General features: G+C 61.3%; 8 protein-coding genes. 7 read left to right on the top strand and 1 reads right to left on the bottom strand.

The genetic code is table 11. The features are described from left to right. Positions 1–365: 365 nt before the first annotated feature. Positions 366–1,964, top strand: a complete 1,599-nt coding sequence (locus LGH74_RS12875; RefSeq protein ID WP_226176347.1) for a sodium:solute symporter family protein — start codon at positions 366–368, stop codon at positions 1,962–1,964. A 71-nt stretch (positions 1,965–2,035) separates the two neighbouring features. Continuing rightward, positions 2,036–2,959 (top strand): dihydrodipicolinate synthase family protein, encoded by a 924-nt coding sequence (locus LGH74_RS12870; protein ID WP_226176345.1) that lies wholly within the window; start codon positions 2,036–2,038, stop codon positions 2,957–2,959. A gap of 127 nt (positions 2,960–3,086) precedes the next feature. Here the strand turns inward: LGH74_RS12870 and LGH74_RS12865 are convergent, their stop codons facing one another. Then, on the bottom strand, positions 3,087–3,980 hold the full coding sequence (locus LGH74_RS12865; protein ID WP_226176343.1) for an AraC family transcriptional regulator: 894 nt from the start codon (positions 3,978–3,980) through the stop codon (positions 3,087–3,089). A 546-nt stretch (positions 3,981–4,526) separates the two neighbouring features. On the opposite strand from LGH74_RS12865, the gene LGH74_RS12860 reads away from it, so the two are divergent. From LGH74_RS12860 to LGH74_RS12840, 5 genes are all read left to right on the top strand, one after another. Further along, positions 4,527–6,194 (top strand): fucose isomerase, encoded by a 1,668-nt coding sequence (locus tag LGH74_RS12860; protein ID WP_226176342.1) that lies wholly within the window; start codon positions 4,527–4,529, stop codon positions 6,192–6,194. Positions 6,195–6,243: 49 nt separating this feature from the next. After that, complete coding sequence (locus LGH74_RS12855; RefSeq protein ID WP_226176341.1) at positions 6,244–9,231, top strand: SusC/RagA family TonB-linked outer membrane protein; 2,988 nt, start codon at positions 6,244–6,246, stop codon at positions 9,229–9,231. Between the two features lie 16 nt (positions 9,232–9,247). Further along, positions 9,248–10,987, top strand: coding sequence for a RagB/SusD family nutrient uptake outer membrane protein (locus LGH74_RS12850; protein WP_226176340.1), 1,740 nt, complete (start codon positions 9,248–9,250; stop codon positions 10,985–10,987). 139 nt (positions 10,988–11,126) lie between these two features. Further along, positions 11,127–12,788 (top strand): pectate lyase family protein, encoded by a 1,662-nt coding sequence (locus LGH74_RS12845; protein WP_226176339.1) that lies wholly within the window; start codon positions 11,127–11,129, stop codon positions 12,786–12,788. Positions 12,789–12,895: 107 nt separating this feature from the next. Then, positions 12,896–14,305 carry a glycoside hydrolase family 140 protein gene (locus tag LGH74_RS12840; RefSeq protein WP_226176338.1) on the top strand — a complete coding sequence of 470 codons (1,410 nt, stop codon included), beginning with the start codon at positions 12,896–12,898 and terminating at the stop codon, positions 14,303–14,305. The last annotated feature ends 4 nt before the right edge of the window (positions 14,306–14,309 follow it).

Raw genomic sequence — 14,309 nt, 5'->3', positions numbered from 1 at the left:
AAGAAAGAACGTCATTCCGAGCTTGTCGAGGAATCTCGCGGGCTGATGTTGTTGGAAACAGAACGTCATGGAAAAGCATGTCCTGCTACGCTTGTCGAAGCATCTTCTCCGTCAAAGTCAATGAGTTGCTACTGCGGGAGAGATGCTTCGACAAGCGCAGCAGGACAATACTATTGCACGCGAGATGTCTCGCTTTGCTCGACATGAAGTTCTTTCCCTAACAATTAACTCCCCAAAAGTCAAGATGCTACAATAGTAGGGGAAGATGATACACGTACCCGGGCGCGCTGGCTAATACATTTGCTATCAGGTTTTCAACTGAAAGAAGAGGCGAGATTTCGCGGCATTTTGGCAATGTTTGTCCCATGAACAATCTGCGGGTTCTCGATCTGACCATTATTGCTTTTTACCTGCTGGCCATGATAGCCGTGGGGGTGTACTTCGCCCGGAAAAACGTGAATCCGGAGCAATATTCCAGCGCCTCGGGCTCCATTCCGGGCTGGGCTATCGGGCTGAGTATTTACGCTACTTTTCTGAGCAGCAACACGTTTCTGGGCGTGCCGGGCAAGGCGTTTGGCACCAACTGGAATGCCTTTGTCTTCAGCCTTTCCATGCCGCTGGCGGCCTGGGTGGCGGCGCGCTACTTCGTACCATTTTACCGTAGCACCGGCGAAATATCGGCCTATACGCACCTCGAACACCGTTTCGGAAGCTGGGCGCGCACCTACGCCGTGGTGTGTTTTCTGCTCACGCAGCTGGCCCGCATCGGCTCCATTTTCTTCGGCATTGCCCTCACGCTGCAGGCTCTCACCGGCTTCTCGATGGAGATGATTATGCTCTGCACCGGCATCTGCATCATCGTCTATACCGTGCTGGGCGGCATTGAGGCCGTTATTTGGACTGAGGTGGTGCAGGGCGTCATCAAGACCTTCGGGGCCCTGCTGATTCTGTATTTGATTATCCAGAACATGCCCGGCGGCCTGCCCAACGTGGTAGCCATCGGCCAGCAGCACGACAAGTTCAGCCTGGGCGGTTTCCTGCCGGATTTTACCCAATCCACGTTTTGGGTGGTGCTGCTCTACGGCTTCTTTATTAATCTCAACAACTTCGGCGTCGACCAGAACTACGTGCAGCGCTACCACACGGCGGCCTCGGCCAAGCAGGCTTCGAAGTCTATCTGGCTGTGCGTGTGGCTGTATCTGCCGGCTTCGCTCTTGTTCTTCGTCATCGGCTCGGCGCTGTTTGCCTACTACCAGGTGCACCCCGAGCTCATCGAGGCCGTGAAGCTGAAAGTGGCCGCCGAGAAGCTGCCCCTTACCGCCACTGCCGCCCAGATCAGCCAGGCCGCCGCCCAGCTGCTGCCTGCCGACTACGGCGACAAAGTAATGCCCCACTTTATGGTCACCAAGATTCCGACGGGCTTCGTGGGGCTCATTGTATCGGCCATCTTGTCGGCGGCTATGAGCACCATCAGCTCGGGTATGAACGCCTCGGCCACCGTGTTTACCGCCGACATCTACGAGCGGTATTTCAAGCCCAACCTGAACATGCGCCAAACCATGCGCGTGCTGCATCTGGGCACAGTGGTAGTGGGCCTGCTGGGCATGGGCACCGGTATTGCCATGATTGGCGTGAAAAGCGTGCTGGACGTGTGGTGGGAGCTGTCGGGCATCTTCGCCGCGGGCATGCTGGGCTTGTTCCTGCTGGGCGTCATCAGCCGCCAAACCGGCAACCACGAGGCCCTCACGGCCACCATCATCGGGGTGCTGGTTATTCTCTGGATGACGTTTTCGGGTAAGCTGCCCGACGAGCTAGCCACGTTCCGCAACCCGCTGCACAAGAGTATGATTATCGTGGTCGGCACGCTCACGATATTCCTGGTGGGCCTGGTACTCACGCGCCTGCGCCGCTCGAAAGTTGAGGCGAAGGAAGCTCTGAAATCAGCCGAACATTCCGTGTATTAGCCGCCCCTAAACGGCCCCGAAGCAGCCCGTTGTGGCTGTCATATCTGCCTATCAAGTCTGGATTTAAGAAGATGGAAAAATCACGCAAAGGATTTGTCCCGGTCATGCTCATGCCTTTTCAAAACGATGGGCAAATCGACTACCCGGCGCTGACGCGCCTGACGGAGCTGTACTTACGCGCCGGTGCGTCCGGGCTGTTTGCCAATTGTTTGTCGAGCGAGATGTTCGAGCTCAGCGCCCAGGAGCGCCTGCAAAGCATCCGCCATATCGTGGACGTAGTGGGCGGCGCGGTGCCCGTGGTAGCCACCGGCACCTTCGCCGGCAGCCTCACCGAGCAGGCCGATTTCGTGAAGCAAGTGTACGAGGCAGGCACCGAGGCTGTCATCGTCATCACCGGGCTGCTGGCAACCCAGAGTGAGTCGGATGCCGTCTTCAACGAGCGGGTATTTCGGCTGCTCGACTGGACGCCGGGCATTCCGCTGGGCTTCTACGAGTGCCCCGAGCCCTACAAGCGTCTGCTCTCGGCCGAGCAGCTGGGCCAGTTTGTGCACACCGGCCGCGTGATTTACCACAAGGATACCTGCCTCGATATGACTCAGGTGCGGGCCAAGCTGGCCGCCGCCCAGGGCCACCCCTTCGGCCTCTACGATGCCTACATGGGCCACGCGGTGGAGTCGTTGCGGGCCGGGGCGGCAGGCTTGTCCTGCATTCAGGGCAACTTCTTCCCCGAGCTGATTGTGTGGCTCTGCGACAACTACGACCAGCCCCAGCTGCAGGAACAGGTGGCCGAGGTGCAGCAGTTTTTTATCCGCAACATGGACGTGATGCACCACGTGTATCCCATTGCGGCCAAGTACTCGCTCCGGCAGCGCGGCATCGATATTTCGACGTTTACGCGCCGGCAGGTGGGCACCTTCTCCAGCGCGGTGCGCCACGGCGTGGAAGCTCTCCGCGGCGACTATCAAGCCCTGAGCCACAGTCTGGAGCTGGTGTAAGAAAATAAGAATAAGAGTAAAGAGTAGAGCAAAAAAGGAGAAAGAGTGAAAGGCAAAAAGGCCGCCGTCAGCAATGACGGCGGCCTTTTTGCCTTTCACTCTTTCCTTACTTACTCAATTTGGGCTGCTAGGCAGCGGCCAGCTCCTTGTAGCTGTGCAGGTATTTGCGCTTGTATTCGAGCGGCGTCATCTTCGTGATTTTCTTGAAGTGCCGGTAGAAGTTCGACACGTTGTTGAACCCGCACTCGAAGCAGATAACCTCGGTCGGCATCTTGTCTTCGATGAGCAGGCGGCAGGCCTGGCTGATGCGGATTTCGATGAGAAAATCGTAGTACGTTTTCTTGGTTATCAGCTTGAAATACCGGCAGAACGACGTCACGCTCAGGTTGCTGATGGACGCAATTTCCTCCAGCGTAATTTCCTTCTTGTAGTTGGACAGCGTGTAGTTGCACACCTTGTTGATGCGCTGCGTGTCCGACTCGTTCGACTGCTTGTAGGCGTGGTGCTCGGCGGCAATGGTTTTGACTTCCGACGTTTCGGAAATGATTTTCAGAATCGAGAGGAAGATGATGATGCGGTCCAGGTCGGTGGCCTGCACGGCGGCCTGCATCAGCGGCGCAAGGCGGGCCTTGGCTTCGCCGCCGATGAGCAGCCCGCTTTTGGCTTTCTCAAACAGCTTGGGAATGAGGTAGGCTTCGGGCAAGCCCAGCAGGTAGCGGCCCAGGCACTCGGGCAGAAACTGAATGACGATGGCCTCGACTTCCAGCTCCGGGTCGTTCTGGAAATACTCCTCGTTGCAGCGCCAGGTGTGGGGCAGGTTGGCCCCCAGCAGGATAATCTCGCCCGACGAAAAGTTGGTGATGTTGTCGCCAATCAGCCGCACGCCCTCGCCCCGAATCACGTAGTGCAGCTCCAGCTCGGGGTGGTAATGCCAGGTAGTGCCAAAGTTGGGTTTCCGGTCGTGCCGAATGCTGAACGAGCTTTGAGTGCTGACCGGGACTTTGTGAAAGTGGGCTTTCATGACGAGGAATGATTGGGGTGGGAACTGGAGAGAGAGGCGGGCCGATTGCCGCGCCGGGTAGACACAAAACACCAATGGCTGGGTAGCTGAGCCATTCGGCCAGGCTGAAACCAGGCCTGGACCGGGCCTTACTCTAGGATCTTATCCTGGGTGGCAAAATGCAGAACGGCGGTCGGTTACCGGCCCGTGGTGAAGTGAGTGGACACTAATGTATTTTGTTGTCCAAGCTCAACTCTCCTGTAGTCTACTGCTCGGGCCTGCATTTCGCCTGCCCGTCCCCACGCCGGGGTGAGTAAGCACTTGCGCCGAGCGGCTCCTGACGCCGGCCCGGTTTGGGCCTGGGTTTGAGCCCTGGCCGGGGGCTATGCTAATATCCTATACTAAGTAGCTAAGAACCGGGAGGGACTCGGCGGCGGCATCCGGCATATTTGTTACGCCGACTTTCTCGCTGCTTTCCGCCCCGGAAACTTATCCGCGCCAGTGCCGGGCCCAGAGTGGAAAGCAGCGCGCATCGGTCCTATTCTTGTACTCTCTAACCAGCAAGCAGTGGCCTCTATTACCCCCAAAGAAGTGTTGTTAGTCGCCAGTGGGGATTTGCGCCTCGCGGCCAATCAGAACTGCTGGGCGGCCCAGCAGGCCATGGAAGAGCAGCTGGGCGCGGCCCTGGCCCACTTGGGCTACGCCGTGAAGCGCGCCCACGCCTACGACCCCGACAAGCAGCACGGCTTCCTCGACTCGCAGAAGATGGGCATGGACGTGTTCCGGACCCTCGACCCGCACCAGCCCCTCATCGTGGCCGAAAGCGTGTGGCAGTACTCGCACCACGTGCTGGCCGGCCTCACCACCCACCAGGGCCCTATTCTGACGGTGGCTAACTGGAGCGGGCAGTGGCCCGGCCTGGTGGGCATGCTGAACCTGAACGGCTGCCTCACCAAGGCCGGTGTACCCTACAGCACGCTCTGGAGCGAGGATTTTACCGACGAGTTTTTCACCGCCGGCCTGCGCCAGTGGCTTACCGAAGGCATTATTACGCAGGATGCCAGCCACGTCAAGCCGTTTGCCGGCGCCATGCTGCCGGCTGCCGATGAGAAAACCGGCCGTGCCTTTGCCCGCCGCTTCCGCCAGCACAAAGCCATTATGGGCGTGTTCGACGAAGGCTGCATGGGCATGTATAACGCCATTGTGCCCGATGAGCTGCTGCACCCCACCGGCGTATTCAAGGAGCGTCTGAGCCAGTCGACGCTGTATGCGGCCATGCGCGAAGTCGCGGACGCCGAGGCCCAGGCCGTGCTCGACTGGCTGCTGGCCAAGGGTATGAAATTCAACTGGGGCACCGATGAAGCCACCGAGCTGACCCGCGCCCAGACGCTGGAGCAGTGCAAGATGTACGTGGCCGCCGTGCGCCTGGCCGCCGAGTTTGGCTGCGACACCATCGGCATTCAGTACCAGCAGGGCCTCAAAGACCTGACGGCGGCCAGCGACCTGGTGGAAGGCCTGCTCAACAACACCGACCGGCCCCCAGTATTTTCGGTGGCAGGAGAGGAGCTGTACCCCGGCCGGGCGTTGCCCCACTTCAACGAAGTAGACGAATGCGCCGGCCTCGACGCCCTGCTCACCTACCGCCTCTGGGAAGAGCTGGGCCTGCCCGGCGAAACCACCCTGCACGACCTGCGCTGGGGCGAAACCTACGATACCGGCGAAGGAGAGGAGTTTGTGTGGCTGTTCCTGATTTCGGGCGCGGCCCCGCCGGCGCACTTCGTGGGCGGCTACCAGGGCGCCAGCAGTGAGCGGCAGCCCCCCATGTATTTCCGGCTCGGCGGCGGCAGCCTGAAGGGCGTGAGCCGGCCGGGCTCTATCGTCTGGAGCCGGGTGTACGTGATGAATGGCAAGCTGCACTGCGACCTGGGCGTGGGCGAGGCCGTGGCGTTGCCCGCCGCCGAAACCCAGCGCCGCTGGCAGGAAACGACGCCCGAATGGCCCATCATGCACGCCGTGCTACGCGGGGTGAGCCGCAACCAGATGATGGCCCGCCACAAGGCCAACCACATTCAGGTGGTGTATGCGCCCTACGAGGCCAAGGCCCACCAGGCCTGCCGCATCAAGGCCGCTGCCCTGGCCGAGCTGGGCGTGGAAGTGCACTTCTGCGGCGACGTAATCGGCCTGGCGCCGGATGCGGCCAAAGACCGGGCCCGGCACCTGGTGCTGCCCCGCTAGCGGCCCCAAATTCCCGACACCTATTTTTCGCTCCCTAAACCCCCACCCGATGAAACCCTTCTTCCCCCTTCTCACTGCCTCCGTGCTGTGCGTGGCGGCGGCCGCCCAGGCTCAGACGCGTACCATCACGGGCCAGGTAGTCAGTACCGAAAAGGCCGAGCCGCTGCCCGGCGTCACGGTCGTGGTGAAAGGTACCACCAACGGCAACAGCACCGACCCTGAAGGACGCTTCACGCTCCAGGTGCCCGATAAGCAGGACGTGACGCTGGTTATTTCCTACATCGGCTACACCAACCAGGAGCTGGCCGTGAAGCCCGACCAGACCCGCCTGGAAGTGCGCCTCTCGCCGGCCACGGCCGAGCTCGACGATGTGGTGGTTATCGGCTACGGCACGGTGCGCAAGCGGGACCTGACCGGGGCCGTGACATCGGTGAAAGGGGAGGAGGTAACCAAGCTGCCGGTAACAACGGTAACCGAGGCGCTGCAGGGCAAGATTCCGGGGGCTGATATTTCCAGGGCCAACGGCTACGCGGGCCAGGGCGCCAGCATCCGCATTCGGGGCAACCGCTCCATTGCCAACCCCGGCTCGTCCAACAACGTGCTCTACATCGTGGACGGCGTGCAGAACGTGAATGCGGCCGACATTGACCCCAACGACGTGCAAAGCATCGAGGTGCTGAAAGACGCTTCCTCGACGGCTATTTACGGCTCACGTGGGGCCAATGGCGTCATTATCATCACCACCAAGCGCGGCGGCTCGGGCAAGCCCAAAATCAATTTCAACGCCTACACCGGCGTCACGAAAGTGGCCGGCTACGGCGAGTTTATGAGCGGGCCGCAGTACGTGGCCTTTCGCCGCGAAGCCTTCCGGGCCGCCGGCACCTGGAACTCGCCCGCCGACGACGCGGTGGCCTTCACGCCGGCCCAGCGCGAGGCCATTGCCAACGAGCAGTACGTGAACTGGCCCGACCAGCTGCTGCACAACGGGATGCAGCAAAACTACCAGATCGGCCTTACCGGCGGCTCCGACAATACCAAGGTGTACTTCTCACTGGGCTATTACGACGAGAAGGGCCTCATGAAGCTGGACCGCTTCAAGCGCTACACCACCCGCGCCAACATCGACCAGACGGTGAACAAGTGGCTGAAAGTGGGCCTGCAAACCCAGCTGGCCTACATCAACAACGACATCCGGCGCGACCCGTTCAACCTGGCTTCCCAGGCCGTGCCGCTGGGCCGTGTATATGATGACGAGGGCAAGCTCATCTACCGCCTGCTGGGCAGCACCCAGATCAACCCGCTGGCCGACGAGCAGCCCGGTGCCTACGAGCGCAACACCAAAACCAACCGCCTCACCGCTGCCGCATACATAGAGCTGACGCCCCTCGACGGACTGAGCCTGCGCTCTACTTTCGCGGCCAACTACGCCACTTCCGAGGCCGGCAGCTTCTACGGCCTGAACACCATCGACGGGGCCGGCAACAGGTCCCAGGCTTCCATTACCAGCAACCAGAACCGCAACCTGAGCTGGGAAAACGTGCTGACCTACAAGAAGGACATCGGCGACCATTCGCTCACGCTCACCGGCGTGGCCAGCGACCTGATTTTTACCAACACCAACAGCTTCGCGGGCGGCAACAACCAGGTACTGCCCTCACAGTCGTTCTACAACCTGGGCGCGGCCAACCAGAACCCGTTTTACGGTTCGGGCTTCGTGCGCAGCAACCTCGTTTCCTTTGCCGGCCGCGTGAATTATAGCTGGAAAGGGCGCTATCTGCTTACCGCCACCAGCCGGGTAGATGGTTCCTCGAAGCTGGCCCCGGGCCACAAGTGGGACTACTTTCCCTCGGTGGGCCTGGGCTGGCGCCTCATCGATGAGTCGTTTATGCAGGATGCCAAATTCCTCACCGAGCTCAAGCTGCGTGGCAGCTACGGCGTGTCGGGCAACGACGGCATCAACCCCTACGGCACCCAGAACGCGCTGACCAATACGTCCTTTGCCTACGTGGATGGCAACGCCGCCCCGACGTACACCATTGCGCCCTTGATTGGCAATACCGACTTGGGCTGGGAGAAAACCTACACCCTGGATCTGGGCGTAGACTTCGGCCTGCTCGATAACCGCCTCACCGGCACCGTGGACTACTACGACGCGCAAACCCGGGACCTGATTTTTCCCTACACGCTGCCCTCGTTTACGGGCGTCACAACGGTGAACCGCAACATCGGCCGCACCCGCAACAAGGGTATTGAAGTAGCCCTGACCACGCAGAACCTGCGCGGTGAAAGCCTGACCTGGTCGACGACGGCCACCTTTGCCGCCAACCGCGAAACCATCGTGGAGCTGCCCAACGGCAACGTTATTGCCGATGACTACCGCAACTCCCTCATTGAGGGCCAGCCGGCGCAGGTATACTACGACTACAAGAAAATCGGCATCTGGCAGCTCGGCGAGGATGCCTCGCAGTACGGCGCGGGCGTGTTTCTGCCCGGCGACATCAAGGTGGCCGACCTCTCGGGCCCCGACGGCGTGCCCGACGGTAAAATCACCGCTGCCGACCGCACCGTCATTGGCTCACGCGTGCCCAAGTGGACCGGCGGCCTGAGCAACGACGTGCGCTACAAGGGCTTCGACCTGAACGTGCTGCTGGTGGCCCGCGTGGGCCAGTGGATCAGTTCCGACTATTACGCCAAGTACACCCGCAGCGGTAACAACAACGGCGCCGTGGTAGACTACTGGACTCCCGAAAACCCCACCAACGAGTACCCACGCCCCCACGCCACCCGCACCCTGAGCTACGTGACCACCCTGACCGAGCGCGAAGCTTCCTGGGCCAAGGTGCGCAACGTAACGCTGGGCTATACCATTCCGAAAAGCCTGGTGGGCAAGGCCCGCATCGACAACGTGCGGGTGTACGTGTCGGGGCGTAACCTCTATACAATCAGCAACCTGAAGGACTTCGACCCCGAGGGCGAAGGTGTTATCGACCGGCCTTTAAACCGCGCTTTCGTGGTAGGCCTGAACGTGGGCTTTTAATCCGACCAGACTCGTCATGCACAAAACCATCCGCCCCCTGACGTTTGCCCTGCTGGCCCTGGCCGCCTCCGCCTGCCAGGATCAGCTCAACGAATTCAACCCCAGCGGCGCCACCGCCGAAGCCGTGTTTACCACTCCTGAAGGCTTCGAAACGGCCATCAACGGCGCCTACACCTACAACCGTACCATCTACGGCAAGGAATCGGGCTACGCGCTGCTGGAAATGGGCACCGACATTTGGACCAGCGCCGCCTCCAACGACGGCACGGCCGCCAGCAACGTGCGTCCTCAGCCCCCGCTGATGAACTACTTGTCCTTGAACACCGACAACGTGTGGGTGAAAAACAACCTCTGGACGCCCTGCTACGCCGGTATCAACCTCGTGAACCAGGCCCTGAAGTACATCAACACGGCCGGGCTGGCGTCGTCGCGCCGGGCTTCGGCCGAGGCCGAGCTGCGCTTTATGCGGGCCTGGTACTACTATCACCTGGTAGAAAGCTTCGGGCCGGTGCCGCTGCGCCTGGAGCCTACCGAGGGTGTCGTGACAACGGCCACCCGCGCCCCGGTGGCCGAGGTGTACGCCCAGATTCTGGCCGACGTGGAATTTGCCGTGGCCAACCTGCCCGTGACGCTGGCCACGTACCCGGCCCCGGCCACGGCCAACGACTACGGCCGCATCACGCGGCCCGCTGCCGAGGCTTTTGCGGCCAAAGCGTATCTGTCGAGCGGAAACTACCAGCGCGCCGCACACTTTGCCCGCAAGGTTACTACGGCTTACACCGCCCAGGGCGTCCGCCTCGTGACCAGCTATGCCAGCCTGTGGGACATTGCCAACCAGCGTAACTCCGAGGTGCTGTGGGCCGTGAACTACTCCACCAACCTGACCTTCAACGCGGGCAGCCACACCGGCCACCAGTGGTTCTTGATGAAGTACGACGACCAGCCGGGCCTGGTGCGCGACGTAGCCAACGGCCTGCCGGGTGTGCGCTACATGCCCACTCGCTTTTTGCTCGACCTCTACAACGAGCAGAATGATGCCCGCTACGTCGGCTCGTTCAAGCAGGCCTGGATTGCCAACAGCGCCACCAACATTCCGCGCTGGACGCAGGCCGAAGTCAACCAGAACGCGGCCCTGGCGCCGCTGCTGGGCCAGCCCAAGTTTGCCGTCGGCGACACGGCCGTGCTGACCACCAAGCGCAGCATCCCCGCCTTTGACCAGCTCTACACCCGCCGCTTCCGCTACAAGACCTACGACATCGACGACCTTTATAACGCCGACGGTTCGCTGAAAGGCGAGCGGCGCTACTATCCTTCGCTGCGCAAGTTCGACGACCCGACCCGGGCCACGGCCACGACCACCGAAAGCGCCCGGGATGCCAATATGCTCCGGCTGGGCGACATCATCCTCATCGGAGCCGAAGCCCAGGTGCGCCTCGGCCGCGCCGACTCGGCGGCGTACTACGTGAATCTGGTGCGCACCCGCGCCGCGCTGCCCGGCCGCACCGCCGCCATGCAGGTGACACCCGCGCAGATGAACCTCGACTTTGTGCTCGACGAGCGGGCCCGGGAGCTGGCCGGTGAGCAGGTGCGCTGGCTGGATCTGAAGCGGACCGGCAAGCTCACCGAGCGGGTGCGCCTCCACAACCCCGACGCTAAAGCCTCCATCCAGGACTTCCACGCCCGCCGCCCCATTCCGCAGAGCGACATCGACGCGGTAACCAACAAGGGCGAGTTTCAGCAGAATCCGGGGTATTAAGCCTGGAAATAGGAACCATAAAAAAAACGTTCTGCTGAGCTTGTCGAAGCATCTCTCCCGCAATGGTAAAATGAATTGCTACTGCAGGCGAGATGCTTCGGCAAGCCCAGCAGGGCAAACGAAATACAGCTTATCCACAATGAATCAGCGCCTGCTTTTACTTTCCGCTTTAGCCACCTCCGTATGGGCCGTTACGCCTGCCCGGGCGCAATACCCCAAAATTCCGCCGGAGGTGCAGGCCAAAGCCGATGCGGCCCTGGCCGAGGCCGAGAAACGCTCGGACGAAGCCTGGCAAAAGGCCCTGCCCATCATTGAGGCCGAAGCCAAGGCCGGCAAGCCCTACGTGCCGTGGGCAGCCAAGCCGTCGGATTTGCCGCAGTCGAGCCGGCTGGCGTTTCCGGGTGCGGAAGGCGGCGGGGCGCACGTGTTTGGCGGGCAGGGTGGCAAGGTATACGTGGTGAAGAGCCTGGCCGACAGCGGCCCCGGCACCCTGCGGGAGGCCCTGGAGCAGGGCGGGGCCCGCATCATCGTCTTCAACGTAGCCGGCATTATCCGGCTGCAAAGCCCCATCATCATCCGGGCACCCTACGTGACTATTGCGGGCCAGACCGCGCCCGGCGACGGTATCTGCGTGGCCGGCGAATCTATCTGGATCAACACCCACGACGTGGTGGTGCGCTACCTGCGCTTCCGGCGCGGGGCCACCGACGTAGCCCGCCGCGACGACGGCCTGGGCGGCAACCCGGTGGGCAATATCATCATCGACCACGTCTCGGCAAGCTGGGGCCTGGATGAGAACATGTCCATCTACCGGCACGTGTACCAGAACCCCCAAACCGGTAAGGCCGACAAGCTGCCGACGGTGAACGTGACCATTCAAAACTCCATTTTCTCGGAAGGACTCGATACCTACAACCACGCCTTCGGGAGTACCATTGGCGGGCTCAACAGCCTGTTTACGCGCAACTTGTGGGCCAACAACATTGCCCGCAACCCCTCGGTGGGCATGTACGGTGACTTCAACTTCGCCAACAACGTGGTGTTCAACTGGTGGAACCGCTCGGCCGATGGGGGCGACAATAAATCGGAGTACAACTTCGTAAACAACTACTACAAACCCGGCCCCATTACGCCGGCCGGGCAGCCCATCAGCTACCGGATTCTGAAGCCTGAGTCGGGCCGCGACAAGGACCAGAAAAACCTGTTTGGCAAAGCCTACGTGGCGGGCAATGTGGTGGATGGCAACGCCAAGGTAACCCAGGACAACTGGGCCGGGGGCGTGCAGCTTGAAGACCTGCCCGAGGTAGAAAAAACGCTGGCCGAAATCAAGACCGACAAACCGTTTGCACTGCCGAACATGGGTACTGTCTTATCGGCCCCGGAGGCTTTCCAGTACGTGCTGGCCAACGCCGGCTGCTCCCTGCCCCGGCGCGACGCAGTGGATGCGCGCATCGTGGAAGACGTGCGCACCGGCAAAATTACCTACGCTAAAAACGCCCAGCCTACCCCGCAAAGTCCCTACATCAAGCGCCGCCTGCCCGCCGATTCTTATAAGCAGGGCATCATCACCGACCCCGCCCAGGTGGGCGGCTACCCAACGTACGCCGGCAAGCCCTACGCCGACGCCGACAACGACGGCCTGCCCGACGCCTGGGAAAAAGCCCACGGTTTGAACCCCAAAAACGCCGCCGACGCCACCCAGGACCGCGACCAAGACGGCTACGCCAACATCGAAGAATACCTCAACAGTGTGGTGCCGCTACAAAATGTGCGCCCCGTCGCCAGCAAAAGCAAGTCGTAGCTAACAGCGCCGGCTGCAGCAAAAAGAACGTCATGCAGAGGCTTCGGCTGCGCCTCTGCATGACCAAACAGCCTGATTGCAGGCTTTAGATAGTACTACCCAAATCCATGACGAAAGCCCTGCGCCTTTCCTGTTCCTTCTTGCTGGCGTCGCTCCTGGCCGCTGCCCCGGCCCCGGCGCCCACAGGCAAGCTGAAGGTATCCGCCAACGGCCGGTTTCTGGCTACGGCCGACGATAAGCCCTTTTTCTGGCTCGGCGACACCGGCTGGCTGCTGTTCAACAAGCTCAAGCGCGAAGAAGCCGAAACCTACCTCGAAGACCGGCGCAAAAAGGGCTTCAACGTTATTCAGGTGATGGTGCTGCACCAAGTGCCGGCCGTAAACGTGTACGGCGACTCGGCCCTGGTGCGCGGCAACGTGGCCCGGCCCCTGACCACGCCGGGCAGCACCGCCACCGATGCTGCCCAGTACGACTTCTGGGACCATGTCGACTATATCGTGGACCTGGCCGCCAAAAAGGGGCTCTACATGGGCCTGGTGCCGGTGTGGGGTACCAACGTGAAGGCCGGCAAGGTCAATCAGCAGCAGGTCAAAACCTACGCCACGTTCCTGGCCGAGCGGTATAAGAACCGGCCGAACATCATCTGGCTCAACGGCGGCGACATTGCCGGCTCCGACTCGCTCAAGGTCTGGAACGTCATCGGCAGCACGCTGAAAGCCGTCGACCCCAACCACCTAGTAACCTACCACCCGCGCGGCCGCACGCAGTCGTCGGACTGGTTCCACAACGCCGCGTGGCTGGATTTCAACATGTACCAGTCGGGCCACCGGCGCTACGAGCAGGATACCTCCCGCAACGAGAAGAAGCACTACGGCGAAGACAACTGGCGCTACCAGCTCGTCGACAATGCCCTGAAGCCCGCCAAGCCCAGCATCGACGGAGAGCCGTCGTATGAGGGCATTCCGCAGGGTTTGCACGACATTACCCAGCCCCGCTGGAATGATGCCGACGTGCGCCGCTACGGCTACTGGTCGGTGTTTGCGGGCGCCTTTGGCTACACCTACGGGCAGAACTCGGTGATGCAGATGCACAGCGCGTTCGACAAAGGCAGCGCCTACGGCTCTAAGGAGCTGTGGTCGGAGGCGCTGAACGCGCCGGGCGCGGCCCAGATGGTGCATCTAAGAAACCTGATGCTGTCCCGGCGCTTTTTCGAGCGGGTGCCCGACCAGAGCCTGATTGCGGGCGAGGTGGGAGAGAAGTACGACCGGCTGTTTGCCACGCGGGGCAATAGCTACGCGTTTATTTACACCTACACCGGCCGCAATATCAAGGTGAACATGGGCAAGATTCAGAGCAAGGAGGTACAGGCCGCCTGGTACAATCCGCGGGATGGAAAAATTACCCTTATTGGCAAATTTCCCAACACCGGCGTGCGAGAATTCAACCCGCCGGGGGAGCCCAAAAACGGCAACGACTGGGTGCTGACCCTGGACTCGGCCCGCACTATCAAAGGGTGAACGG

Origin of the sequence: Hymenobacter lucidus (genome assembly GCF_020447265.1) — a bacterium.
Taxonomy (GTDB): Bacteria; Bacteroidota; Bacteroidia; order Cytophagales; family Hymenobacteraceae; genus Hymenobacter; species Hymenobacter lucidus.
The sequence above is the reverse complement of the archived record's forward strand: the minus strand, read 5'-3'. Positions and strand labels throughout refer to the sequence as shown.